Source organism: Enterovibrio coralii, assembly GCF_001559595.1.
GTDB lineage: Bacteria > Pseudomonadota > Gammaproteobacteria > Enterobacterales > Vibrionaceae > Enterovibrio > Enterovibrio coralii.
The window spans coordinates 646,935-672,819 of the sequence record NZ_LNTY01000034.1; the positions used below are offsets into that span (position 1 = coordinate 646,935).

At 49.0% G+C, this 25,885-nt stretch carries 22 protein-coding genes, 4 pseudogenes and 1 other annotated feature; of the genes and pseudogenes, 11 read left to right on the forward strand and 15 right to left on the reverse strand.

All coding sequences use genetic code 11. From position 1 onward, the window contains the following. Positions 1 to 121 precede the first annotated feature (121 nt). Complete coding sequence (gene cls, locus ATN88_RS14230) at positions 122 to 1,582, reverse strand: cardiolipin synthase (RefSeq protein ID WP_067417086.1); 1,461 nt, start codon at positions 1,580 to 1,582, stop codon at positions 122 to 124. Positions 1,583 to 1,974: 392 nt separating this feature from the next. On the opposite strand from cls, the gene ATN88_RS14235 reads away from it, so the two are divergent. The 5 genes from ATN88_RS14235 (at position 1,975) to ATN88_RS14255 (ending at position 5,603) form a co-directional block, all read left to right on the forward strand. Next, positions 1,975 to 3,321, forward strand: a complete 1,347-nt coding sequence (locus ATN88_RS14235) for a sodium-dependent transporter (RefSeq protein ID WP_067417089.1) — start codon at positions 1,975 to 1,977, stop codon at positions 3,319 to 3,321. 132 nt (positions 3,322 to 3,453) lie between these two features. Continuing rightward, on the forward strand, positions 3,454 to 4,125 hold the full coding sequence (locus ATN88_RS14240; RefSeq protein ID WP_067417092.1) for a TIGR01621 family pseudouridine synthase: 672 nt from the start codon (positions 3,454 to 3,456) through the stop codon (positions 4,123 to 4,125). 61 nt (positions 4,126 to 4,186) lie between these two features. After that, entirely contained in the window at positions 4,187 to 4,387 is a 201-nt protein-coding gene (locus ATN88_RS14245; RefSeq protein ID WP_067417095.1) for a hypothetical protein, read from the forward strand. Beyond that, positions 4,384 to 5,334 (forward strand): class I SAM-dependent methyltransferase, encoded by a 951-nt coding sequence (locus ATN88_RS14250; RefSeq protein WP_067417099.1) that lies wholly within the window; start codon positions 4,384 to 4,386, stop codon positions 5,332 to 5,334. The genes ATN88_RS14245 and ATN88_RS14250 overlap by 4 nt, the downstream gene beginning before the upstream one ends. 14 nt (positions 5,335 to 5,348) lie before the next feature. Continuing rightward, a complete protein-coding gene (locus ATN88_RS14255; RefSeq protein WP_067417102.1) occupies positions 5,349 to 5,603 on the forward strand; it encodes a hypothetical protein in 255 nt (84 codons plus the stop codon). A 31-nt stretch (positions 5,604 to 5,634) separates the two neighbouring features. Here ATN88_RS14255 and gspS2 read toward each other — a convergent pair whose 3' ends face one another. The 11 genes and pseudogenes from gspS2 to aroF all read right to left on the reverse strand — a co-directional run bounded on the left by gspS2 (position 5,635) and on the right by aroF (position 15,312). Beyond that, a complete protein-coding gene (gene gspS2 / locus ATN88_RS14260) occupies positions 5,635 to 6,030 on the reverse strand; it encodes a type II secretion system pilot lipoprotein GspS-beta (protein WP_067417105.1) in 396 nt (131 codons plus the stop codon). Between the two features lie 30 nt (positions 6,031 to 6,060). Next, positions 6,061 to 6,363, reverse strand: coding sequence for a YciI family protein (locus ATN88_RS14265; protein ID WP_067417107.1), 303 nt, complete (start codon positions 6,361 to 6,363; stop codon positions 6,061 to 6,063). Between the two features lie 85 nt (positions 6,364 to 6,448). Next, complete coding sequence (gene yciA, locus ATN88_RS14270; RefSeq protein ID WP_067417109.1) at positions 6,449 to 6,838, reverse strand: acyl-CoA thioester hydrolase YciA; 390 nt, start codon at positions 6,836 to 6,838, stop codon at positions 6,449 to 6,451. A 160-nt stretch (positions 6,839 to 6,998) separates the two neighbouring features. Beyond that, positions 6,999 to 7,538 carry a septation protein A gene (locus ATN88_RS14275; RefSeq protein WP_067417111.1) on the reverse strand — a complete coding sequence of 180 codons (540 nt, stop codon included), beginning with the start codon at positions 7,536 to 7,538 and terminating at the stop codon, positions 6,999 to 7,001. Positions 7,539 to 7,708: 170 nt separating this feature from the next. Continuing rightward, on the reverse strand, positions 7,709 to 8,530 hold the full coding sequence (gene trpA / locus ATN88_RS14280) for a tryptophan synthase subunit alpha (RefSeq protein ID WP_067417113.1): 822 nt from the start codon (positions 8,528 to 8,530) through the stop codon (positions 7,709 to 7,711). Further along, positions 8,530 to 9,720 carry a tryptophan synthase subunit beta gene (gene trpB, locus ATN88_RS14285; RefSeq protein WP_067417116.1) on the reverse strand — a complete coding sequence of 397 codons (1,191 nt, stop codon included), beginning with the start codon at positions 9,718 to 9,720 and terminating at the stop codon, positions 8,530 to 8,532. The genes trpA and trpB overlap by 1 nt, the downstream gene beginning before the upstream one ends. 8 nt (positions 9,721 to 9,728) lie before the next feature. After that, on the reverse strand, positions 9,729 to 11,096 hold the full coding sequence (gene trpCF / locus ATN88_RS14290) for a bifunctional indole-3-glycerol-phosphate synthase TrpC/phosphoribosylanthranilate isomerase TrpF (protein ID WP_067417120.1): 1,368 nt from the start codon (positions 11,094 to 11,096) through the stop codon (positions 9,729 to 9,731). Then, positions 11,096 to 12,096 (reverse strand): annotated as a pseudogene (trpD, locus tag ATN88_RS14295) (anthranilate phosphoribosyltransferase). The gene trpCF and the pseudogene trpD overlap by 1 nt, the downstream one beginning before the upstream one ends. Before the next feature lie 28 nt (positions 12,097 to 12,124). Then, positions 12,125 to 12,723, reverse strand: a pseudogene (locus ATN88_RS14300) (aminodeoxychorismate/anthranilate synthase component II). Next, positions 12,720 to 14,302 (reverse strand): annotated as a pseudogene (locus tag ATN88_RS14305) (anthranilate synthase component 1). Before ATN88_RS14305 ends, ATN88_RS14300 begins: the two co-directional pseudogenes overlap by 4 nt. After that, complete coding sequence (aroF, locus tag ATN88_RS14310; protein ID WP_067417123.1) at positions 14,299 to 15,312, reverse strand: 3-deoxy-7-phosphoheptulonate synthase; 1,014 nt, start codon at positions 15,310 to 15,312, stop codon at positions 14,299 to 14,301. Before aroF ends, ATN88_RS14305 begins: the two are co-directional and overlap by 4 nt. Before the next feature lie 67 nt (positions 15,313 to 15,379). Further along, positions 15,380 to 15,473: a sequence feature (Trp leader region), on the reverse strand. Positions 15,474 to 15,595: 122 nt separating this feature from the next. On the opposite strand from aroF, the gene rnm reads away from it, so the two are divergent. From rnm to rluB, 3 genes are all read left to right on the forward strand, one after another. Continuing rightward, positions 15,596 to 16,471, forward strand: a complete 876-nt coding sequence (rnm, locus tag ATN88_RS14315) for an RNase RNM (RefSeq protein ID WP_067417126.1) — start codon at positions 15,596 to 15,598, stop codon at positions 16,469 to 16,471. Continuing rightward, a complete protein-coding gene (locus ATN88_RS14320; protein WP_067417129.1) occupies positions 16,468 to 17,088 on the forward strand; it encodes an L-threonylcarbamoyladenylate synthase in 621 nt (206 codons plus the stop codon). Before rnm ends, ATN88_RS14320 begins: the two co-directional genes overlap by 4 nt. A 228-nt stretch (positions 17,089 to 17,316) precedes the next feature. Beyond that, positions 17,317 to 18,342: a 23S rRNA pseudouridine(2605) synthase RluB gene (gene rluB, locus ATN88_RS14325; RefSeq protein ID WP_067417133.1), complete on the forward strand. Its 1,026-nt coding sequence runs from the start codon at positions 17,317 to 17,319 to the stop codon at positions 18,340 to 18,342. Positions 18,343 to 18,408: 66 nt separating this feature from the next. Here the strand turns inward: rluB and ATN88_RS14330 are convergent, their stop codons facing one another. Continuing rightward, positions 18,409 to 19,149: a YciK family oxidoreductase gene (locus tag ATN88_RS14330; protein ID WP_067417136.1), complete on the reverse strand. Its 741-nt coding sequence runs from the start codon at positions 19,147 to 19,149 to the stop codon at positions 18,409 to 18,411. 291 nt (positions 19,150 to 19,440) lie between these two features. Between ATN88_RS14330 and sohB the strand changes: the two are divergent. Together sohB and ATN88_RS14340 are read left to right on the forward strand one after the other, a co-directional pair. Beyond that, positions 19,441 to 20,498: pseudogene (sohB, locus tag ATN88_RS14335) on the forward strand (protease SohB). Positions 20,499 to 20,506: 8 nt separating this feature from the next. Then, on the forward strand, positions 20,507 to 20,923 hold the full coding sequence (locus ATN88_RS14340) for a DUF805 domain-containing protein (RefSeq protein ID WP_067417139.1): 417 nt from the start codon (positions 20,507 to 20,509) through the stop codon (positions 20,921 to 20,923). 81 nt (positions 20,924 to 21,004) lie between these two features. Here ATN88_RS14340 and ATN88_RS14345 read toward each other — a convergent pair whose 3' ends face one another. Next, positions 21,005 to 21,250 carry a YciN family protein gene (locus ATN88_RS14345; protein ID WP_067417141.1) on the reverse strand — a complete coding sequence of 82 codons (246 nt, stop codon included), beginning with the start codon at positions 21,248 to 21,250 and terminating at the stop codon, positions 21,005 to 21,007. A gap of 402 nt (positions 21,251 to 21,652) precedes the next feature. On the opposite strand from ATN88_RS14345, the gene topA reads away from it, so the two are divergent. After that, on the forward strand, positions 21,653 to 24,274 hold the full coding sequence (gene topA, locus ATN88_RS14350) for a type I DNA topoisomerase (RefSeq protein WP_067417144.1): 2,622 nt from the start codon (positions 21,653 to 21,655) through the stop codon (positions 24,272 to 24,274). A 62-nt stretch (positions 24,275 to 24,336) separates the two neighbouring features. On the opposite strand, the gene ATN88_RS28620 is transcribed toward topA, so the two are convergent. Next, positions 24,337 to 25,872, reverse strand: a complete 1,536-nt coding sequence (locus tag ATN88_RS28620; protein WP_332308903.1) for a nitrate reductase — start codon at positions 25,870 to 25,872, stop codon at positions 24,337 to 24,339. Positions 25,873 to 25,885: the final 13 nt, after the last annotated feature.

The following is a 25,885-nucleotide window of genomic DNA, read 5'->3' on the forward strand; positions in this document are numbered from 1 at the left end:
TAAACCAAGCGCCTAGTGGAAACGCTTACATAAAAAATGTAAGAAAATGTGAATTTAAATTATTCGTTCAAAAAAGAGAGGAAAAACACCAAAAACACGGTTTTTGGTGTTTTTTTGAGAGTTATAGCAGTGGGCTGAACATGTAAAAGAACTGTTCAACTGGGCGATTGAAAACTGAGCGTTTCTGCCAGTTTTCAATAAGCAACGGGGTAGAGTTGCTCATGTATGCTTGTTGGAGTGATGATAAGTCTGCACAGAAATCCGGATCATCAATACATAGCGTCAATTCAAAGTTCAGCCACAAACTACGCATATCCAAATTTACTGTTCCAATTAAACAGAAGTTTTCATCGACCATAACCGATTTAGTATGAAGAAGACCACCTTGAAAACGGTAAATATTAATTCCGGTTTTCAACAGGTCATTAAAAAATGAGCGGCTGGCCCATTCAACCATTAAGCTGTCGTTCTTGGCCGGAATAATGAGATTAACCGTGACACCGCGCTGTGCTGTTGTTTGCAACGCCGCTAATAAACTCTCACTTGGAATTAAATACGGCGTTGTAATTGTCAGGCTTTTCTTCGCCTGATGTATAGCTAACATCAGCACTTGCTGAATAATGCCGTCTGGCATGCCTGGGCCTGACGGCGCGACTTGCACTGAGTGATTAGCGTGTTCGTGCTGTTCAATAAGAGGGCAGACGGGCAAATCTGGCAGATAGCGTAGTCCGGTTTCAACCTCCCAATCCCACGCAAAGATGCTGTTCAACACAGGAACAGACGGTCCATCAACTTTCACCATAATGTCGACCCATTGACCGACACCTGCGTCTTGTTTAAAGAAACGAGGGTCGACCATGTTCATTGAGCCGGTATAGCCAATCTCATTGTCAATGATCACGATCTTTCGGTGCTGTCTGATATCGAGGCGGCGAAGGAACATACGCGCTGGGCTCACGGCCAATGCTTCGATAAGTTCGACGCCCGCTTTTCGCATTTCATCCGGCCAATGGGTGCGGAAGAATGTCTTGCTGCCGGCTGAATCCAGCAAAATGCGCACGGTAACACCACGTTTTGCGGCGTCACACACCGCTTTGGCAACGTCATCGGCATGACCACCCGGGTGCCAGATATAAAACACCATATTGATGGAATGCTGCGCGGACTGCACATCTTTGGCGATGTTTCGCAGGATGTCGGCGGTTTCACAATGGAGTGAAAGCTGGTTGCCAGCCAATGCCGGTATGCCTGCTCGTCTCAAGCAAAGATCATGAACGGGACGTGCGAGAAAGCTTTGATGCTGCGGTCTGTGGGCTTCACAGTCGCTGAGGGTTTCTAGCCACTGCCCATAAGGCGTAAACATGGCTTTAGCACGCTCGGCGCGTTTTCTTCCGAGATTCAGCTCGCCGACAAGCAGGTAGAGGATTACCCCGACGATAGGGATGATATAGATGATCATTAACCATGCGATGGAAACCCCGAGAGCTCGGCGCTTCAGCACGACACGAATGGTGACACCGGCAATTAACAGCCAGTAAAAAAATACACTTGCCCAAACAAGAAACTGATAAATCTTTTCCATATCAATCAACTTAGCCCTTATCGTCACCCAATATAGAGCGATGGCGCTGACTATGCACCGACTTTAGTGTCTCTTATTCGCAATCGCTAGTCTTTAGAGGCTAATTATTCGACAAGGTAAGGGGAATGTTAAAAATTAATTGTTACTAGGTGTTTAGGAAGTAATCAGAAATGGTTAAAGAGTGGTCAAAAATACCACTAGATCGAAAAATATAGCGCGATCGCTTCAAATTTTATTTCAAAGCTGGTTTACTTGCCATGCCTGTTGCAAAAGCGGGTCAAATGTCTCCTGTAAACTTATGTTTACGAGCCAGCTAGGAGAGGCCAAGGAAAGGCAGAAGATGCTGGGTATATATCCCTAAACAACATCATCGTTTGTAGTAGAGAGTAGTTATGGCAAACAGCAATAGAGCCCAGTTTTCTTCCAGATTAGGTTTCATTCTTGCTGCGGCAGGTTCTGCCGTGGGTCTTGGTAATATTTGGGGTTTCCCGACACAAGCAGCCAGCAATGGCGGTGCGGTATTCCTGATTACTTATTTAGTGATGGTTTTCGTTCTTGCGTACCCGCTGTTGGTCGCCGAACTGACCATTGGTCGTTATGGTGCGTCGAACCCTATTCGTTCCCTCATTTCTGTCGCTCCTAAACAAAAAGCGTTAGGCAGTGCTGTTGGTATTGCCGGCCTTTTGGGCGCGAGTGGTATTTTGAGCTTCTACGCCATTGTTGCAGGCTGGTTCTTTGGTTTCTTGATTGGTCCAGTGCTAAGTGCAATCGGCTTGGAAAGCGCAGCCGCGTGGTTAGAAGGTTTTAGCCTTGAGCGTAACCTGATCCTGATGGGTGTGTTCATGTTGCTGACCATTATGGTGGTGAAGAACGGCGTAGCAGACGGTATCGAAAAGTGGTCGAGCCGACTGATGCCAGTGTTGTTCGTACTGTTCATCGTGATGGTGGTTTACACACTGACGCAACCAGGTGCAATTGATGGCCTGAAAATGTACTTGGTACCGGATACCTCACACTTCTCACCTGATTTGATGGTGAGTGCAATGGGTCAGGCGTTCTTCTCCCTGTCTATCGGTGTGTGTACCATGATGGTTTACGGTTCATACCTGCGTAAAGATGCGAACCTGCCAAAAACAGCGGCGCAAGTGGCACTGGTTGACACGGGCGTGGCGTTTGTAGCTGGTTTGCTGATCTTGCCTGCGATGTTCGTTGCGCAGAAAAACGGTGTACAAATTTACAATGATGCAGGTGCGCTGATTGACGGTGACACGCTGGTATTCAGTGTGCTGCCTGCGATGTTCGATACCATGGGCTTTGCGGGCATCATTATCGGCGTTGCGTTCTTTGCGCTGATGGTAATTGCGGCACTGACGTCTTCTATCTCAATGCTTGAAGTGCCAGTCTCTTGTGCATGTGAAGAACTGAAGAAAGATCGTAAAACCGTGGTGTGGTGGATTGGTGGTGCGATTTCGCTGTTCTCTGCGCTAATCATCTTCAACTTCAACACCATGTTCGGCTTGGTGATTACCGTTACCACGGAATACATGCAACCTATTCTGGGTCTAATCATGGCACTGATTGCAGGTTGGATTTGGAACCGCAACCAAGTGCTTGAAGAACTTAGTCAAGGTTACCCTGAGTTTGGGCAGAGCAAATTCTGGAAAGTATGGCCAGCATACGTTCGCATCGTTTGCCCAATCTTGATGGCAATGGTGTTCCTCTGGCCGATGATTAAATAATCATTTGTTTGAGAATCCCCGCCAGTGCGGGGATTCTTCTTCATTATTTCCCGCCACCGACACCTCTTTGCTTTAACTGTCTTCTCTCTCCGATTACACTCTGCGCAGACGTTACAATTTACAGGTTTAACCATGTTCACTCTGGTTTATCAGAATGACGACTTCTTAGTGATCAACAAGCATCCGGGAGTCAGCGTCCACAAGGACGACAATGAGCAAGCATTGTTAACCGAGGTGGCCAAAGCATCGGGTGATAAACAGCTCTACCTTATTCATCGCCTCGACAAAATGACTTCAGGTCTACTGCTGCTGGGCAGACACCAACAAGCCGCGTCGGCTCTTTCCGGTATGTTTGCTGATAAAACCGTGCAGAAATTCTATTTGGCACTGTCCGCAAAAAAACCGACGAAGAAGCAGGGTACAATTATCGGTGATATGGCCAAAAGCCGCCGCGCCCAATGGAAGTTGCTACCAAGCAAAGCCAACCCAGCAACGACGCAATTTTTTTCAACAACGGGCGGCGAAGGTAAGCGACTGTTTTTGTGTAAGCCTTACACAGGAAAGACACATCAAATTCGTGTGGCACTGAAAAGCGTCGGCTCAGCCATTCTGGGTGATGATATTTACGGCGGAGAGGCAGCGGATCGCGGTTATCTACATGCCTATTCGCTGTCTTTCACGCATAACGACGAGCATTACCAGTTCGTGGAATTGCCTTCACATGGCGAGATGTGGCCTGAACTACCTTCAGACTGGCAAACGCCTTGGTTTTTGAATTGGCCGAAACTACCGCATCAAAAATAAAGGGATCTCCTGAACTGTCAGGATGGCTACCATGGATGGCTTGTAATTTTTGGAGACAAGCATGCAGCCTAATCGCAAAAAAACGCGCAGCACGAATTCTCATAAGTTTTGGGGGCTGGCAAGCCTGAGACGTCAGCGCAAACGTAAAGTGGCGCGCTCTCAGCATCGTCGAGGTGGTGAATTTTATAACCTACAGCTAAGTGGTATTCCGCTTGTGCTGACCGAGCCACCTATTGCTTCAACAGAGGAAAATAAAGAATGATGTCACCGAGTGCGCTGCCTCGCTTCTTCAGTGTTATCTCTGAGCGCCTGCTCGAATGTGGTGACGAGGTTCGCCGCGTATTTCATGGCCGAGGCCGATGCTATGAAGGCCTAGAGCAAATCACCGCTGATTGGTTGGGGCAGGGCGTATTACAAATTGCCGTCTTTAAAGAAGACGAGCCAGCATTCTATGACGCATTGGAATCGCAAGCGATAGCATTCACTGAGTCTGAGGTTTGGAAAAAGGTTGGCGGTAAAACCATTGCCATTCAGCATCGCGACCGAGAAGGCGCGGAGACGGAAACGCTGGTGGGCGAAATGCCACAGCAGATCAACGTGATTGAAAATGGTCTCTCTTACAAGCTGGATCTTGGCAAGCGTCAGAACAACGGTTTGTTTCTAGACATGCGATTAGGCCGCAAGTGGGTGCAAGAGCATGCACAAGGCAAACGCGTATTGAACCTGTTTGCGTATACCTGTGGTTTTTCTGTTGCCGCGGTTGAAGGTGGTGCAGAGAAGGTGGTGAATCTGGATATGGCGAAATCGTCGTTATCTCGCGGACGTGAAAATCACCAACTCAATGAGCATGACCTCAGCAAAGTCAGCTTTTTGGGGCATGAGCTGTTTAAATCATGGGGCAAGGTGAAAAAGCTGGGGCCTTATGATTTGGTGATTATCGATCCGCCGTCGTTCCAAAAAGGCAGCTTTGTCCTGACCAAAGACTACGCCAAGATCTTACGCAGATTGCCAGAACTGGTCACTGAAGGTGGCGACGTGTTGGCTTGTGTTAATGCGCCTGATGTATTGCCGAGCTTCTTAACTGAGCAAATGGCAGAACTTGCACCCGAGTTTATTTTTGAATCCAGATTGGAAAATCCACCTGAGTTTGAAGATATTGACACTGACAGTGCGTTAAAAGTGCTTCACTTTAGACATCAGGCCAAATAAACAAGAGGCGTTTTATGGACGCTTTCCAACGGATAGATGAACTCGACTCAGGTCACCACGATGTCACCTACAAAGGTGAGCGTTGGGGATTGTCAGTGAAGCGATACAGTAACGGGCATGCTGTGAAAGTGTATGCTGAGGCGTTGTCTGGCCGTGATTTCGTGAGTGGAAACCTTTATCTCATTGACGACATATGGGCACTCAAACCTTGTGAAATGCCAAGAGAAAAGGTGATGTCGTTTATCTTGGGATTCGAAAGCGTTAAATAAAGAAAGCCGCTAACGAAGCGGGCTTTTTCTATCAGTTTGTGCAGTCTTCTCGCGTGATCACGCGCTCAAGGACAGGTCTGCCACGTGCATCTCTCACCAGCAGTTTGTAACTAACGCCTTTGTCCATCAACGAAGAGATTTCGTTTTCTTTGCAGTAGCGTTTTTCCAGTCCATCAGCAAGTACGATAGGTGCAACATCACCACTGCCTGAGTACAACAGTGTCAGTTCGATTTCAGCACTGTTGGCTTTTGCGCGAACCAAGTTGTAGCCATTCATGTTCACAGGAACAATTTTGCCCAACATATCAGCGCGTTGAGCAGCAAAGGTCTCTGCAATTTCAAGATCGGAAGAACTTGAACAAGCAGACAAACCCAATACCAATGTGCCGATAAGTACAGATTTTCCAGTGGTTAACCATTCTCGCATTGCGGGATCCTTGCTAAATATCACTGCGTGTTAGGCAGGCAAAACTTTCTTAAACGGCTTAACGATGACGTTTTTATACACGCCAGCCTCGATATAGGGGTCAGCATCCGCCCAGCTTTTTGCATCGTCTAAGCTATCAAACTTCGCGATCACAGTTGAACCAGTAAACCCTGCTTCGCCTGGATCTTCGCTGTCTACTGCTGGGTTTGGCCCTGCAACCAGCAAACGGCCTTGAGATTCCAAATCACGCAATCTTGTCAGATGCTGCTCTCGCACTTGCATGCGAAGCGGTAAGCTATTTTCTACGTCTTGTGAAAAGATGACGTACCACATTTCTACTCTCTCCATGTATGCCAATACTTCGCTTTTTGCCTAGTGTACGAAAGGATACCGCAAAGTGCTGGCAGAAATGTCTGATTTATGACTTGTTTATCGCTCGTGGTCGGCCTTCGCTGTCAATTGCAACGTAGTGGAAGGTCGCATTACACACTTTATACCGTTCTTTGATGCCGTCATCGTTAATTGGTTTCACCCAAACTTCGAGTTCCATGCTCATTGAGGTGCGACCGATTTTGACGCACTCACCGTAAACACAAACCACATCGCCGATATTCACAGGCTTCTTGAATTCAATACTGGAAACAGAAACGGTGACGATTTTTCCGCCTGAGATTTCTTTTGCGAGGATGCCGCCAGCAAGGTCAAGCTGAGACATGATCCAGCCGCCGAAAATTTGCATGTTTGGGTTGCAGTCGCTCGGCATTGCAAGGGTGCGGGAGAGGAGTTGGCCTTTTGGCGTGTCACACATGATTATGCTTCTCCACCCAACGTCATTGTTTCAACGCACGCGCGCGCGGAAAAACCGCCCTGAGGCCAGTTGTTTGATTCTGACATGATACTACTTCCCGGGAATCAAAAATCGAAAAGGGCGCAGGGTAGTCATTACCCTGCGCGGTGAAGCGACAATTCTACTCTGAATCTGTCTCTTTCGGCATGTGTTTGTAGATATAGACGCCAGTCGCGAGCGTGTACGCCAGCGTGAGGGCCATCAGGCCGAAGACTTTAAAGTTTACCCAAACATCCAGTGGCAGTTCGTAAGCGACGTAAATGTTCAGTACCGCAAGAACAGCGAAGAATGCCACCCATGCGTTGTTCACGTTACGCCATACTGCTTCTGGCAGGGTGATTTCTTTTGCCAGCATACCTTTGATAAGCGGTTTACCCAGCATTTGAGAAATAATCAGGCCACCCGCAAACAGGGCGTAAACGATGGTTACTTTCCACTTGATGAAGTTGTCATCTTGGAAAAACAGCGTCATGCCACCAAACACGGCAACCAGTGCTGCGGTAATCACCTGCATTTTTTCGACTTTTTTGTACAACACCCAAGTCACGGCAACTTGGATGATGGTGGCGACAATCAATGCACCCGTCGCGGTGTAGATGTCGTACATCTTGTAAAGCGCGAAGAAAATAATGAGTGGAATAAAATCGAGAAGCTGTTTCATTCAGATACTTATCCTTGTTCACTCCAAACAGTATTGGCGGAGCGGTAAAAAATCTAACCATCGAGTTTACCCAAAACTCAGGCCAGATAAAACGTGAACGGCAAATAGAACTGTTTCGAGATAATAAAAAGGCCAGCATGATGCTGGCCTTTAAAGGATAGATTATCCGATTACTTCGCGGTCGCAGCCTTCATGGAAGCCACGAACTCACCGAGCTCTTTGAGCATGCTGGCTTCATCGCTAACATTTCGCTCAATGATTTTCACCACCGCTGAGCCTGAGATAGCACCCGCTGCTCCTGCAGTAATCGCTTCTTTGACCTGCGCTGGCTCTGAGATACCAAAGCCAAGCAGTGGACGAGGTGCGTTGAATGCTGCTAGCTGCTCCAAAAGGTGATGGATAGGCTTACCCGCTTTAGTTTCAGCACCAGTGACACCCGCACGAGATAGCAGGTAAGTGTAACCACCACCCAGTTCAGAAATGGTTTTCAGTGTTTCATCGTTCGCGTTTGGCGGTGCGATGAAAATCGCGTGAACACCGTGCTTGGTTGCTGCTTCACGAAACTCGGCAGATTCACCTGCAGGTACGTCTGCAATCAACACAGAATCTACGCCAGCTTCGGCGCATTTGGCATAGAAGTTATCAATACCGTTTGCAAACACCAAGTTGGCGTACATCAGAAGTCCCATCGGGATATCTGGGTAGCGTTGGCGAACGTCTTTCAGAATGCTAAAGCAGTTATCTGGCGTGGTACCAGAATCCAACGCGCGGATGGCGGCACCTTGAATGGTTGGGCCATCTGCCAGTGGGTCTGAAAACGGAATGCCAAGCTCAAGGGCATCGGCACCGCTTTCAACCAGGGTTTCAATTACGCGCAGTGATTGCGCTGGGTTTGGATCGCCGATGGTGACGAAAGGAACGAATGCGCCTTCACCTTTTGCATCCAATTTTTCAAACATCGCGTCATAGCGGTGAGACAAGGTGGCAGCCATTACATCACTCCTTTTTCTTTTAAAATGTCGTGCACGGTGAAGATGTCCTTGTCTCCGCGACCTGACAGGTTAACGACAAGCAGTTGTTCTTTTTCTGGGTTCTCTTTTGCCATTTTGAGGGCATAAGCGAGCGCGTGAGCAGATTCCAGAGCTGGAATGATGCCTTCATGACGCGCCAACTCTTGGAACGCATCCAGTGCTTCGTCATCGGTAATCGCAACGTATTCAGCGCGTCCAATAGCATTCAGGTGAGCATGTTGTGGACCGACTGATGGGAAGTCGAGACCTGCAGAAACAGAATATGATTCTTCAACTTGGCCATTCGGGTCTTGCATCAATGGTGATTTCATACCGAAGAAGATACCGAGCTTGCCATGTTTAAGCGGCGCGCCATGTTGATCCGTGTCTAAGCCTAGACCTGCTGGCTCAACGCCGATAAGACCTACGTTGGTTTCTTCGATGAAATCAGCAAACATACCGATAGCGTTCGAACCACCACCTACACAAGCAATCACGTGATCAGGCAGGCGGCCTTCAATGTTGAGGATCTGCTGCTTGGTTTCTTCGCCAATCATCTTTTGGAATTCACGGACGATGGTTGGGAATGGATGTGGGCCAGCCGCGGTACCTAACAGGTAGTGTGCATCTTCATAGGTTGCAGACCAGTCACGCAGTGCTTCGTTACAAGCATCTTTGAGTGTTGAAGAACCCGAATGCACAGGGATCACCTCTGCACCCATCAGTTTCATGCGGAATACGTTCGGGCTTTGACGTTCAACGTCTTTTGCACCCATATAAACGCGACATTTCAGATCCAACAGCGCACAGGCGAGGGCGGTTGCTACACCGTGTTGACCAGCACCGGTTTCTGCGATGATTTCTTTCTTACCCATACGCTTAGCGAGCAGAGCTTGACCCAGTACCTGGTTGGTTTTGTGTGCGCCGCCATGCAGCAAGTCTTCACGCTTCAGGTACAGCTTGGTCTTCGTGCCCTTGGTAAGGTTACGACACAGGGTCAACGCGGTTGGGCGCCCTGCGTACTCTTCAAGCAGTGAAATGAATTCTTGTTGGAATTCGGGATCGCTCTGCGCGTCGATAAACGCTTGCTCTAACTGGTCCAGCGCTGGGACCAGAATTTGTGGCACGTACTGGCCACCGAATTCGCCAAAGTAGGCATTCAACTTAGTCATAACAGTCCTTAGTAATCTCTCAGTGCTGAAAACGCAGCGTCCAATTTTTCTCTGTCTTTGAGACCCGGCATGTCTTCAACACCCGAGTTAAAATCCAATCCGATACAGCCAAGCTCTGCAGCTTCTTTGGCGTTGTCACTGTTTAGTCCGCCCGCGATCATCAACGTGTCTTTGCGATCATCTGGGATCAGTGACCAATCAAACGAGGTGCCTGTTCCGCCGCTTTGATTGCCAACACGGCTGTCTAGTAGGTTACGGTCAACATTGTCCAGCAGCTCTGGACATGTTTCATTCACACCGTGTGCTTTCCAAACTTGGGTGTCTGCTGGCAGTTTGGTGCGAAGGCTATCGATATAATCCGCTGATTCTTCGCCGTGCAGTTGCACCGCATGAAGGTTCAATGCATTTGCGGTGTGAGCAACGTGCTCGATATCGTGGTTTTGGAACACACCGACGTATTGTAGCGGTGCGCCTTCCATCACTTTTCGGGCTGCTTCAATATCTACGTATCGCGGTGACTTTTCGACGAAAATCAGGCCGCCATAGTTGGCATAGGCGTCGTAAGCCGCTTTCGCATCTTGGGCGCGGGTCAGGCCGCAGACCTTGTTGTCTCCGTAAAGCACGCGGCGAACAGCTTGTTCTACATCGGTTTCCGCCATCAACGAGCTGCCGATAAGGAAGCCGTTAGCAAAAGGTGCCAGTTCACGAATTTGCTGGTGGGTATAAATCCCAGACTCAGAAATCACGATACGGTCTTCAGGTAGTTGAGGTGCCAGTTCTTTGGTGCGATTAAGGTCGATGCTCAGATCACGAAGGTTGCGGTTGTTAATTCCCACGACTTTGGCATCCAGCGCGATAGCGCGAGCCAGTTCTTCTTCGTTACTCACTTCCGTCAGCACACCGAGATTCAGGGTGTGTGCAACCTCTGCCAGTTCACAGTATTCATCGTCGTTTAATACAGAAAGCATCAGCAAGATGGCATCTGCTTGATGGAAACGTGCTAAGTAAACCTGATAGGTGTCGACCATGAAGTCTTTGCAAAGCACGGGACACGGCACTTGGCTGCGCACGACAGGAAGGAAATCAAAGTTGCCTTGGAAATACTTCTCGTCAGTCAGAACAGAAATGGCTGCTGCGTGTTTGCCATAAACGCCTGCGATGTAATTCAAATCGAAATCATCGCGGATTAAGCCTTTCGATGGGGACGCCTTTTTACACTCAAGAATAAACTTGGCCGGTTTTCCCGACAGTGCTTGATAAAAGCTGCGGTCACTAGGCTGTACATCATTAATAAAGCTGTCGAGAGGCTGCGCTGCTTTGCGCGCTTTGACCCACTCTTTTTTATCCGCAACGATTTTTGCGAGTACCGTTTCCATTAGTTGCTCCGTGATGCAAGTTGCTGAACAAGTTCGAACGGTTTACCACTATTCATAACTTCCAGCGCTTTTTGCGTATTAGCTTTGAGATCTTCTTGACCAAACAGGCGCAGCAGCAGTGCAACGTTCACTGCGACTGCTGCGTGTTGTGCATCAGTGCCTTTGCCTTGCAGAATTTTGCTGATGATGCTTTGTTCTCTTCTGGCTCGCCACCTTTGATGGCTTCCAGTGGGTAGGTTTCAACGCCAAAGTCTGCAGGTGTTAAGGTGTATTCGGTGATTTGACCGTCTTTGATTTCTGCCACTGTGGTTTCGCCATGAATCGCGACTTCATCCAATCCACTGCCGTGAACCACTGCGGCGCGCTTAAGGCCAAGGTTGAGCATTGTTTCTGCGATAGGGCGAACCAGTGATTGGTCGTAAACGCCCATCAGTTCGAGAGTTGGTTTGGCTGGGTTAATCAATGGGCCCAACAAGTTGAAGATGGTGCGTGTTTTCATGGTCTGGCGAACTGGCATCGCGTGACGCACGCCGCTGTGATATTGCGGTGCAAACAAGAAACATACGCCGAGGTCATCCAATGCGCTGCGTGCGGTTTCTGGGCTCATCGCTAAATCGATACCGAAAGCCGCCAAAAGATCGGAAGACCCTGACTTGCTCGATACGCCGCGGTTGCCGTGTTTGGCCACTTTTACGCCACACGCAGCAGCAACAAACGCTGCTGTTGTTGAGATGTTGATGGTGTTTGCACCGTCACCACCTGTGCCAACGATGTCGGCAAAGTCATAGTCTGGTGATGGGAATGGGTTGGCATTCTCCGTCAACGCAGAGGCCGCACCCGCAATCTCTTCTGGCGATTCGCCTTTGATTTTCAGTGCTGTTAGCGCAGAAGCGAGCAGGATAGGGTCCAGTTCGCCTTTAATAATGGTGTCAAACAGCTGTTGGCTTTCGTCCTGAGTCAGAGTCGTCTGGTCGTAGAGTTTGTTGATTATTGCTTCCATAAGTTCTCTCCTAATTCCCTAATGTCCATCAGCGTGTTTGCGTGGCCCAACTGATTGTGTGAGTGAGCAGGTCTGCTCCTTTTGTTGTTAGTATTGATTCTGGGTGGAACTGAAAACCGACCACACGATCGGCGTCGTTTACTACTGCCATCACCAGACCATCGACGTCGGCAATCACATCCAGTGATTCCGGCACTTTGGTGGCGACCAAAGAATGGTAACGCGCAATGGTCAGTGGGCTTTCGATGTTGCCAAAAACAGGGTGTTGGTTGTGCGTCATCAATGACGCTTTGCCGTGTACGATTTCACCCGCGCCGGATACCTCACCGCCATACGCTTCGGTAATGGCTTGTTGACCTAGGCAAATACCAATCATAGCACTTTGCCTTTGAGTGTTTGAATCAGCCCAGGCATACAGCCCGCTTCAGACGGAGCGCCAGGGCCGGGTGACAATACAACAACTGGGTTTTCAAGCTCATCGACCGCGTGGGCAATCTGCTCTGCGGACAGGCTGTTGCGATAAATAGTGACCGGGTAACCGAGCGAGCGGAACTGATCAACCAAGTTGTAAGTGAAGGAGTCAAAGTTATCGACCAGCACAATATGTGCATTCATTGCGTTGCTCATGCTTGTGCCTCCGTGTGTGCGGCTTTGATAGCCGTGATAACCGCTTGGGCTTTACCACGCGTTTCATCAGCTTCCGCTTGTGGAATGGAATCAAAGACTACGCCAGCACCGGCCTGAACCTGAGCAACACCATCTTCTACATACGCAGAACGGATCACGATACAGGTGTCCATATCACCGTGTCCGGTGAGGTAACCCACGGCACCGCCATAGCTTCCGCGACGGCCTTGCTCGAATTGACGAATGAGCTGCATCGCACGGATTTTCGGTGCGCCCGTCAGGGTGCCCATGTTCATGCATGCTTGATACGCGTGCAGTGCATCCAAATCACCACGAAGCTGACCGACAACACGAGACACAAGGTGCATTACGTGGCTGTAGCGGTCGACTTGAAGCAAGTCGCGACATAACGTGTGCCGGGTTCGCTAATACGTGCCACATCGTTTCGCGCCAAGTCTACCAACATCATGTGCTCGGCTTTTTCTTTAGTATCGTTGCGCAGTTCCAGCTCAATACGACCGTCCAAATCTAAGTTGATGGAGCCGTCCGCATTCTTGCCACGAGGGCGAGTACCGGCAATCGGGTAGATTTCAACTTGGTTGGTATCTTTACCGTACTTCAACGCACTTTCCGGCGACGCGCCAAACAAGGTGAAGTCGGTATCTTGCATGTAGAACATGTAAGGACTTGGGTTACCTTGTTTGAGCTTGAGATACGCGTTAAGCGGTGATGGACAAGGCAAGGTGAATTTGCGGCTTGGTACCACTTGGAACACGTCGCCTTTAACGACGTAACCTTTTAGCTCGTTAACCGCAGCACAGAAATCTTCATCGCTGACTGAAACATTCATGTCGCAGCTTGCCAGCTTTTCAGCCTCTGGCATTTGCGTTGGGTGAATGCAGCTTTCTTTGATCGCTTGTAAGCGACGGCTTAAATCAAAATAGGTTTCAGTGGTAGCTGTGCCGCCAAACTGCGTGCCTTGAAGCTTCGCTTTGCGACGCTGGTGGTCGATGATCAGCAGCGTTTCAGCCACGTAAAACAGATAGTCAGGACAACGGTTGCCTTGTTCCACCTCTGGCAGTGGCTCAAACTGCGCCACCAAGTCATAGGCAAAAAGGCCACCAATCATCAATGCTTCGTCTGGCAAACCATCTAGCTTAAAGGCTTGTTGTACGAGGCGCAGAGCGTCGAATGGGGAAGGTTGGCGAAGACGTGCATCTTCATCCAAGGTGCGGTTTTCTTGCTCAAAATGCAAAGTAAGAAGGTCAGCTTCTCGCTTTTGCTCCACTGCCAAGCCTTGGGCTTTGATAGCAGCTCCAACAGCGTCAAGGACGTTGGCCCCGTTTTTTGTTTTCGCTTCTAGCTCAACGGTTCTGCCGCGACAAACAATGCGCATCGCAGCGTCGATAAGCATGAGGCTTTTGAGGTCTTGCTTGGAATCAATTTCGGCAGATTCAAGCAGTAAGCTGTGTGGACGGTCTTTACAGACCGCCGCGTACAATTCGGTTGGTGCTGCGACGTATGGCACATCCAAGCTCAATACGTCGAGTTCGCCTTGTTTTAAAGCGTGGTTTTTCACAGCGTTCTCCCTGCTGCTTCTACAAATGGTTTCAGTTCCTGCATCAATTGCGCAAACATCGAGCCCGTCAGTGCTTGATGACCATCTGACAGTGCTTCCGCTGGGTTGAGGTGGCTTTCTACGATAATGCCGTCTGCGCCAACTGCTGCAGCGGCGCGTGACAGCGGGATAACCAGCTCTCGAACACCCGTGCCGTGGCTTGGATCGACAACAACAGGCAAGTGGCTGCGTTGTTTGATGTAGGCGACGGCATTGAGGTCGAGTGTATTGCGGGTAGCGGTTTCGTAAGTACGGATGCCGCGTTCACACAAAATGATGTTCGGGTTGCCAGCGTCATAGATATATTCTGCGGCCAGCAACAATTCCTCGATAGTGGCGGAAAGTCCACGTTTTAACAAGACCGGTTTACCTGTTTCACCTACCGCTTTTAACAATCCGTAGTTTTGCATATTACGCGCGCCAATTTGTAGGCAGTCGATGTATTCACAAAGTGAATCTACTTGGCTGACTTCCATGACTTCTGACACGGTTGGTATGCCCGTCGCTTCGCTGGCTTTTTTCAGCAGTTTCAGGCCTTCAACGCCCATGCCCTGAAAATCGTAAGGGCTGGTGCGTGGTTTGTATGCGCCGCCGCGAAGGGCAACGGCACCGTGGCCTTTAACAACATCAGCCACAGACATTAACTGCTGTTCTGATTCGACAGAGCAAGGACCAGCGATAACGGCGAATTTGTCGCCACCCACCGCCACATTTCCAATGCGGACAACGCTGTCGTGAGCTTGTACATCGCGAGACACCATTTTGTATTTGGTGAGGATAGGTTTGACTTCTTCAACGATAGGGTCGCTGTCCAAATGCAGTTTTTGCAAAACGCGTTCATCACCCAGTGCACCAAGAACGATGCGCTCAACGCCTGGCATGAAAAGCGGTTTCAGACCAGCGGCCTCTATTTTTGAGAGGATGGCCTTCGCTTGTGCTTCTGTCGCTTCTCGCTTTAGTACAATTATCATTGTCAGAATCCTTCTTACTTTCCGTCTAGTTAGTATTTTTCATCGAGGTGACGGTCAAAAATGAGATACAAAAAAACCCGCGTTATGCGGGCTTGGTGACGTCTTTCTTTCGCAATAACTCATCACACCGCCCGCTATAGGGAGTGCCACCACCATACAATCAGTGCTGTTTGTTGAATGAGGTTATGCTGTACCATGAAGACGCAATCCATTTGTGTTCGTAATCATGTACTAGTTAACTAGTGTGTGAGGGTAAAGTCAAGCAACAAATTGAAGAAAATAAATGCTATTTGATTTACATAGCCACACAACAGCGTCTGATGGGCGTTTCAGCCCAGAGGATTTGGTAAAACGTGCTGCTGAGTTTCGCGTTGATGTCCTTGCGATCACCGACCACGATTCAGTAGGAGGGTTGGAGGCTGCAAAGCAAGCTGTTTCTGAACACAACCTTCCTTTGCATATTATTAATGGCATTGAAATTTCAACGGTTTGGGAAAACAAAGACATCCACATTGTTGGGTTGAACATCGATCCAACAAACGAAGATTTGCTTTCTCTGATTCAGGAACAAGGTCAGCGACGTGATGTTCGCGCAGAAATGATCGCAGACCGACTGGAAAAACAACGTATGCCCGGTGCCTTAGAAGGTGCGAAAGCCCTCGCGGGTGATGTGCCACTGACGCGCGCCCATTTTGCACGCTGGATGGTGGAGCAGGGGCATGTAAAGAACATGCAGGCCGTATTTAAGAAGTATCTTACTCGCGGAAACCCAGGGTATGTGCCACCAAATTGGTGCACGATTCAAGAAGCAGTAGATACGATTCACAAAGCGGGCGGACAAGCGGTGCTTGCTCACCCAGGTAGATATAAACTAACAGCCAAGTGGCTGAAAAGATTACTACAAACCTTCGTAGATGCAGGCGGTGATGGCATGGAGGTGGCGCAACCTCAACAGTCACCCAATGAACGTCGTCTACTTGCAGACTATGCTATTCAGTTTGGACTCGCGGGATCCCAAGGTTCAGATTTCCATTATCCATCTCCCTGGCTAGAACTGGGACGTAATTTATACTTGCCGAAAGGCTGCTCGGAAATCTGGGAAAAATGGTCAATACCTGAACTCAGCCGTGAGACCAAGCCACACGAGGAGGAAGTGTGAGCCAATTTTTTTATGTACATCCAGAAAACCCACAAGCGCGTCTGATCAATCAAGCGGTCGCGATAGTGCGTAACGGTGGTGTGATTGTTTATCCGACCGATTCGGGTTATGCGCTTGGTTGCCAGCTAGAAAACAAACAAGCACTAGAGCGCATTTGTCGTATTCGTCGATTGGACGACAAACACAATTTTACACTGTTGTGTCGCGACCTTTCGGAACTGTCGCTGTATGCCCGTGTTGATAATACGGCTTACCGCTTGATCCGCAACAACACGCCGGGACCATACACTTTCATCCTTCGAGGAACGAAAGAGGTACCGCGTCGCCTACTAAATCCAAAACGTAAGACCATTGGTATTCGTGTGCCGGACAATAAGATCGCATTGGATCTGTTGGAAGCAATGGGTGAGCCAATGATGTCGACATCGTTGATCTTGCCGGGTAACGACTACACCGAATCGGATCCAGAGGCGATCCGCGACCAGCTAGAACATGCGGTTGATTGTATCTTGAATGGTGGTTATCTGGGTGAGCAGCCGACAACGGTTGTCGATATGAGCGATGATGAACCTGTGATTCTCCGTCGTGGTACAGGCGATCCTGCCCCGTTCGAATAAGCTTTCTTTGAATGTATAAAATTAAACTTTGCGTTTAACACTGATTTGTCAGGGTAAATGCAAAGTTTAATTTCCATTTCTGTTTCGTGTTAGAAAAACGAAATCGCTTGGTGAACGGCTTTGCTAACTGGCATAATACGCCGTTGCCTCAGATTCGCTGATGTTACGAATCTTGAGCGTATTTTTCCGACATCGACGCCTGTGAAGGCGACAGTAAGGTATCAGTAAATGAGCGAAAAATTACAGAAGGTGCTAGCCCGTGCAGGTCTTGGTTCACGTCGTGAAATCGAGAGCATGATTCAGGCTGGTCGAGTCAGCATTAACGGTGCTGTAGCAAAGTTGGGCGATCGTCTTGAAGACCTTACCGCTCACGTGCGTGTTGATGGTCACAGCGTGCAGATTTCTGCATCTTCTGAGCAAGTATGTCGTGTTCTGGCTTACAACAAACCAGAAGGTGAACTGTGTACGCGTAGCGACCCAGAAGGTCGTCGTACTGTATTCGATCGTTTGCCGCGTCTAAATGGTGCGCGCTGGGTGGCCGTTGGTCGTCTGGATGCAAACACCTCTGGTATGCTGCTTTTCACCACTGATGGTGAATTGGCAAACCGACTGATGCACCCAAGCCGTCAAGTTCAACGTGAATACATGGTTCGTGTATTTGGTGAAGTGAACGAGCAGATGGTTCGCAACCTGGTTCGCGGTGTTGAGCTGGAAGATGGTGAAGCACGTTTTGAAGACGTGGTTTACGCTGGTGGTGAAGGTTCAAACCACACGTTCTACGTTGTGATCACCGAAGGTCGTAACCGCGAAGTTCGTCGTCTGTGGGAAACCCAAGGCGTAACGGTTAGCCGTCTGAAGCGTGTTCGTTACGGCGACATCTACCTGAACAAAGACCTGCCTCGTGGCGGTTGGATGGAACTGGGTCTGGAAGAAGTTAACTACCTGCGTGAAATGGTAGATCTTCGTGCAGAGAAAGAGACCTTCTTGGAAACTGAAACCAGAAAGCCTAAATCTCGTGCTCAGAAAATCCGTCGTGCAGTGCGTCGTCACGAAGAACGTGTTGAGTCTGGCGAAAGCCGCAAGCCTCGCAACACACGTCGTGGTGGTCAGCCAGGCAAGCCAGCTGCTGGTCAGGGTAAACCTGCTCAAGGCAAGCGCGTAGGCGGTGGTGGTCGTCCAGGCAAACCAGCAGGTAAGTCTTCAGGCCAGTCTTCTTCTCGTCAGAAGCAACATACCGGTCGCAAGCCTCGCTAATCCGTTAGGGTTATGAAATACAAAAAAGCCAGCAGAAATGCTGGCTTTTGTCGTTTTTAGGCGGTGTTATTTAGGCTGTGCGTCGATGCACTGACCGTTTATATCTTTGCCCTCTGGTGCCATTAAGTAAAGATACAATGGCATGATGTCCAATGGCTTTTTCAGGTTGTTCGCATCTTCTGCGGGGAATGCAGACGCACGCATTTTGGTGCGCGTACCGCCTGGGTTGATGGCGTTCACCTTCACGGTAGTGTTGCTCAGCTCGTCGGCTAGCACTTGCATCATGCCTTCAGTAGCAAACTTAGACATCGCATAGGTGCCCCAGAAAGCGCGACCAGAGTGCCCCACGGTGGAGGACGTGAACACGACGCGGCCGTCTTCTGATTTCTGAATCAAAGGCATAATAGCCTGTGTCATCAAGAAGGTCGCTTTCACATTCACCTGCATGACATCGTCGTAGGCTTTCTCTTCGATTTGATCGAATGGACTCAGCACACCCAACAGACCCGCATTGTGTAAAACGCCGTCCAAGCGACCAAACTGCTGTTCAATGGTGTCGACCATATCCAGATAGTGCTGACGCGTCGCCCCTAGCATGTCTAGAGGGATAATCGCGGGTTGCGGATAACCTGCGGCTTCAATCTCGTCGTAAACGCTTTCTAGCTTCTTGACTGTGCGTCCAAGCAAGATAACCGTTGCACCGTGTTGAGCGTAACTGAGCGCGGCCTGACGACCAATACCATCTCCCGCACCGGTAACCAGAATGACTTTACCGTGCAACGCATCGGCTGCTACTTGATACTCCACGTTACAATATTCCTTTTATCATCGGCATCACTGCCTGTTAATCTCGAACTATTACCACCAACTATGTCGTAACATTTGGTGCTTTACGCCATTGTAAGACGCTCTCGAGTGCTTAAACAACCAGACAATGCGAATTAAGCGAGCATAAGAGTTTTTCTGAGCTATCAATATGATGAAACAAACTCTTCTTCAAAGGTTAATCAATCGATAGCGAAAACTGCATATCGAGGTGGTTTGGGTATAGAATGGTGAAATTGGCTAAAAATACAAACGATAAACGAGGAACACAGTTTGGAATTCTTGCTTGATTACGGGCTATTTCTTGCCAAGGTATTGACGTTTGCGGTTGCAGTGATTGTGGTGCTGGTAATTGCAAAGAGTGCTGGTGGGAAGCAAGGGCAGAAAGGCGATTTAGAGATCACCAACCTGACGGAAAACCATAAAGATTTGGTGCACACCATGGAGTCGCACCTTTACGATGAAGCGGCACTGAAAGCACGCGACAAAGCTGAGAAAAAGGCGGAAAAAGCCAAGGCAAAAGAAGCCAAAGCGGAAGCGAAAAAAATGACGGATACTGTGTCATTGGAATCAAGCCGCAAACCACATGTATTCGTACTGGACTTCAAAGGCAGCATTGATGCCCGCGAAGTGACCGCACTTCGTGAAGAAGTGACTGCGGTACTTGCTGTGGCGAAAGAAGGTGATGAAGTCTTGGTTCGCTTGGAAAGTGGCGGTGGCATGGTTCACGCATACGGCTTGGCATCTTCCCAATTGGACCGCATCAAACAAGCCGGCATTCCGCTGACCGTTTCCGTGGACAAAGTCGCTGCAAGCGGCGGTTACATGATGGCATGTGTGGCGGATAAAATTATTGCAGCACCGTTTGCTGTGGTCGGCTCGATTGGCGTTATCGCACAACTGCCAAACTTCAACAAGCTTTTGAAAAAGCACGATATTGAATTTGAGCAACTGACCGCGGGTGAGTTTAAACGTACGTTAACCATGTTCGGCGAAAACACCGACAAAGCGCGCGAAAAGTTCATGAGCGAGCTTGAAGAAACACACGTGCTGTTTAAAGACTTCATTGCTGATCATCGTCCATCTCTGGAGCTGGACAAAGTCGCCACTGGCGAACATTGGTTCGGTAACCAAGCGCTGCCACTTGGTTGATTGATAGCATTGGCACGAGTGACGATTACCTTGTTTCCGCAGTGAAAGAAAAAGATGTGCTGGGCGTGAAATACGTGCAGCGTAAAAAGCTGGCAGAGAAACTGGCGGGTGCTTCAGCAGAAGCCTTTGACCGTATTCTTCTCAAGTGGATCAGCCGCGGCCAGCGACCAATCGTTTAGGAGTTAAAATGAACAACCAAAGGTGGGCGTTACTCTCGTTTGAGGGTCGCATGAGACGTCGAGATTACTGGTTATACAGTATTCCAGTGCTTGTCATGGTGATGCCGACTTTGTTTTATCAAGGCGGAAACGTGGTGTTAGACGCACTGTCTATTGCCATTACGCTGTTCGCCATGTACGCCTCGGTGGCATTAAACATCAAGCGTTTGAAGGACAGAAACCGAAACCCTTGGTTTGTGGTGATCACGCTTCTTCCTATCATCGGTCCGCTGTTTGCTCTGGTCGAGCTGGGCATTCTGGACGGTACTGCTGGCCCAAACACCTATGGTCCTGATCCGAAAGGGCGCGGCGGTAATAACCAAGGCGGAAACGGCCCGTCAGAGGTTAAGAAAGAAGAAAAAGACACCGCAATATTTGAAGGCTAATCCTAGTTTTTCATGAAACAAAAATGCCACCTTAGCGGTGGCATTTTTAATCCGGTAAGCACTATCTCGTTGAATCTAGCGTTACGCGAGGGTGTATTTCTTAGAAAGCTGGTGCGCTAAGTACTTAAACATGTTAAATACGGCGGTGGTTTTTGGGGTTGGCAGTCCTTTCTCGTCAAGGAAGTACTCGCCTTTAAATACCATGACGCCCGCTTTTTCTTCGACAGAATCTGCTTGCATACCTTCAAGGTAGTCTTCGTGGTCACGGATCATTTCGTTTGCGATGACCAGCAGCTCTTCGGCAGTGATCTGGGCTTTCTCTGACATAAATAACTCGAATGCTTGGATACGAAAGGCGGCAGTATACCGCCTTTGAAAGAAAATGGGCACGCGACAAGTAAATTGTTGAATTCGTCACCATTGAGACGGCTTAGTGTGAGCCAAGCCAGAAAAATATGAAGACGAATAGCATATTGCCGTTGGTCAATGGTAATGATTAGCGCGCTTGCAAAAGTGAGACTACGCTAAGCCTCCGTAAGGGCAAGAATGCTGTTTACAGTTTATTTACAACTGGAGAAGCAGCAATCAATCGGGGTAAATAATAAAGAAACTGGTTGATATTCAGATCGAGTCGCTCAATATTAAAAAAGCGTCAGTGGCGTGCCCCCTAGGTTTTGCATGCGATTTGAACGAATAGAATGAATTTTTAACGCGAGGGCGTATTGGTCAATGGGTAAATCTCTCGTTATCGTGGAGTCCCCGGCAAAGGCAAAAACGATTAATAAGTATCTGGGCAAAGACTTCATCGTTAAATCGAGTGTAGGTCATGTTCGAGATCTGCCTACCGGTGCCGCGCAAGGCGGCAAGAAAGCAGCGCCAGTATCAACCAAAGGGTTGAGCACGGAAGAGAAAGAGCGCATTAAAAAAGATAAAGAGAAAAACGCGCTTATCAACAAAATGGGCGTTGATCCTTATCGTGACTGGAAAGCGAACTATCAAGTTCTGCCTGGCAAAGAAAAAGTCGTCGCAGAACTGAAAGCACTCGCAGAGAAAGCGGATTACGTTTATCTCGCAACGGATTTGGACCGCGAAGGGGAGGCAATTGCCTGGCACCTGCGGGAAATCATCGGTGGCGACGAGAACCGCTTCAAACGCGTGGTGTTTAACGAAATCACGAAAAACGCAATCCAACAGGCATTCCAGTCTCCTGGTGAACTGAATATGGATGGCGTGAATGCTCAGCAAGCACGTCGTTTCCTCGACCGTGTTGTGGGCTTTATGGTGTCGCCGCTGCTTTGGAAAAAAGTGGCACGTGGTCTGTCTGCAGGTCGCGTACAGTCGGTTGCTGTGAAACTGCTGGTTGAGCGTGAGCACGAAATCAAAGCGTTTATCCCGCAAGAGTATTGGGATATTCATACTGACACCACGACTGCAAGTGAGAACGTCTTGCGTCTGGTGGTTGCTCAGCAAAACCGTGAAGCATTCAAACCGCTGAACGAAGCGCAAGCGATGGCTGCGACGGACGCGCTGAAAAAAGCGACGTACAAAGTGGTTGACCGTGAAGACCGTCCAACCTCGAGCAAACCATCTGCACCATTTATTACGTCAACGCTGCAACAAGCGGCGAGTACCCGTATGGGCTTTGGCGTTAAAAAGACCATGATGCTGGCGCAACGTCTGTACGAAGCAGGTTACATTACCTATATGCGTACCGACTCAACCAACTTGAGCAAAGAAGCGGTTGAATCAGCACGTAGCTTCATTGGCAGCGAATACGGCGAAAACTACTTGCCGGGTTCAGCAATCGTATATGGTTCAAAAGGCAATGCACAAGAAGCGCACGAAGCTATTCGTCCTTCAAGCATCGATGTGAAAGCTGACGATCTGCAGGGCATGGATCCTGATGCACACCGCCTTTACGATCTCATTTGGCGTCAATTTGTGTCTTGTCAGATGGTGCCAGCGAAATACGACTCAAGCACCATCACTGTTCAAGCTGGAGAGTTCACGCTGAAAGCCAAAGGCCGTACTTTGCGTTTTGACGGTTGGACTCGCGTACAGCGTCCAATGGGCAAAAACGAAGATACAACGCTTCCTCACGTGGATGTGGGCGAGATCTTGTCGCTGGACAAGGTTGACCCTAAACAACACTTTACGAAGCCGCCAGCGCGCTTTACAGAAGCCGCATTGGTTAAAGAACTTGAGAAGCGCGGCATCGGTCGTCCTTCAACGTACGCAGCGATCATTTCAACGATTCAAGATCGTGGTTATGTGCGTGTTGAACAACGCCGTTTCTACGCAGAAAAGATGGGTGAGATTGTTACCGACCGTTTGGATGACAGCTTCGCCGATCTGATGGATTACGACTTTACTGCGCGTATGGAAGGTCAACTCGACCAAATCGCCATGGGCAGTGAAGATTGGAAGAAAGTGCTGAACAACTTCTTCAAAGCCTTTACAGGCGATCTGGAGAAGGCAGAGTTGGAACAAGCTGACGGTGGTATGAAGCCAAACAGCATCGTTCTAACCGATATCGATTGTCCGACCTGTGGTCGTAAGATGGGTATCCGTACCGCTTCAACAGGTGTATTCCTGGGTTGTTCTGGTTACGCGCTTCCTCCGAAAGAGCGTTGTAAAACCACCATCAACCTGATGGACGAAGAAGGCATTGTTAACGTTCTTGAAGAAGACGTTGAAACTGCTGCACTGCGTGCGAAAAAGCGTTGTCCGAAGTGTGAAACTGCGATGGACGCGTACCTGATTGACCAAGCGCGTAAACTGCACGTTTGTGGTAACAACCCAAGCTGTGACGGTTACTTGGTTGAGAAAGGCGAGTTCAAGCTTAAGGGCTACGAAGGTCCGGTTGTTGAGTGTGATAAGTGTGGTTCTGATATGGTCCTGAAAAATGGCCGTTTCGGTAAATACATGGATTGCACCAGCGAGACCTGTAAGAACACCCGTAAGATTTTGAAGAACGGCGAAGTTGCGCCACCGAAAGAAGACCCTGTGCATTTCCCTGAGTTGCCATGTGAAAACTCAGATGCGTACTTTGTGCTTCGCGATGGTGCTTCTGGTTTGTTCCTCGCGGCAAGCAACTTCCCGAAATCGCGTGAAACACGCGCGCCATTGGTTGAAGAGCTTTCTCGCTTCAAAGAACGTCTGCCAGAGAAGTACAAGTACTTGGCAGATGCGCCTACTGAAGACCCAGATGGTCGTAAAGCTGTGGTTCGCTTTAGCCGTAAGAGCAAAGAGAACTATGTCCGTACCGAAGAGGATGGCAAACCATCTGGTTGGACAGGTCTGTTTATCGACGGTAAGTGGGAAATCACAGACAAGCGCAAGAAGAAATAACACTCACGTTGAGATAAGAAAGGCAGCTTTTTAGCTGCCTTTTTTCTTAGCTGCTTTGTTATTTAACTGACTTTTCTTTGTGCGGGTTTATCGGCACATACTCGTTTCACACACTGACGAAGTTCAGACATACAACTTCCACAGCCTGTTCCTGCGCCTGTAAGCGTGCTGATGGCTTCAACACTGTTTTCTGCATCCGTTATAGCACTTGCAATGTCCGCTTCACTGACTTGCTTACAGGTGCAAATAATGGGGGAACGCGCTTTCAATGTGCCATTCAAAAACGCGTGTACATCGTTCAGTGCAAAATCTGAAGCGAGCAACGCAGACACATCGGTTTCGTCCAACGTACTTTCAGTCTCTCTCAGCACATAGGCCAGGTTTGCGGACTGCGCGTTCATAACGACGCTCAAGGTGCTGTTTGGTTTTGCGGAAATGACGGACGCACAGTCTTCCTCGTGCAGCAAAGACTTCACGTGTTCATAGATGTCATCTTTTTTGCGTGAAAACTCCAATCGATACACATAACCACCGTCTGCTTTGCGTTTTGTCCAGTATCGAGGTTCGGCGGACACAATGATGTGGCGGCTTAACGGTAATTTTGAAGCGATATCCAGTGTTGTTCGAATGATGACGGGTTTAACCTCGATAGGGGTGGCTTTGAACTCTGGCTGCCCTGAAATCGGGTCTGTGTTCGCTGCGATAAGCGCATCAACCACACCGCCTGAACCGTTTGTACCATTCCAATGGATTGGGGCAAAACATTGACCGACGGCACTTTGGCTAGTGACGTTCACTCTGAAAATCTGCTCTGCGTGTTGACTGATCACGCGCACGAGTTGTTTATCACGTATCCCACGATCGGACGCATCAAAAGGGTGCATGTCTAAAAGCGGCTCTGAATCATGTGTGTTCAAGGTTGCAGATAAGCCTGTTCGGGTCATCGTGTGCCATTGATCTCTGATTCGACCCGAATTGAGGATGAGTCCATAACGTTCAGAAGGCGTCAACGCAGTTGGTTGCAAATCTACCGCGATAAAACGCGCTTTCTTGTTCGGTGTTGAAAACTGGCCGTCAGAAAACAAACGTGTTGCGTCTTTTCCTTCAGATACAGGCCATTGGGCGGGCACCAAGTCACGATACGCTTCAGGTGACATGTCGCTTAATCTCTCTAATCGGAGTTGTCGAGTAGGGTTGTTAGCCTGATTACCAAGCTCTGTTTGCGCTGCGTATTCGTTGAAAATGTCCAGCTCTGTGCGGTAGTCGAAAGCATCGCTAAAGCCCATGCGTTTAGCCACTTCACTGATTATCCACCAATCGGGCTTGGCTTGGCCGGGAGATGGCATAATGCGTCTTTGACGGGAAATTCTGCGTTCAGTATTAGTGACGGTGCCTGACTTTTCGCTCCAACCTTGAGCTGGCAGTAGGACATTCGCGTGCCGCGTTGTATCCGTGTCAGCGATGCAATCTGAAACTACAACCATTGGGCAATTGGCCAGGATGCGATTAATGCGTTCGCTTTCTGGCAAGCTCACCGCAGGGTTGGTCGCCATTATCCAGACCGCTTTAATTTTCCCTGACTCGATAGCATTAAACATGTCGATGCTTTTA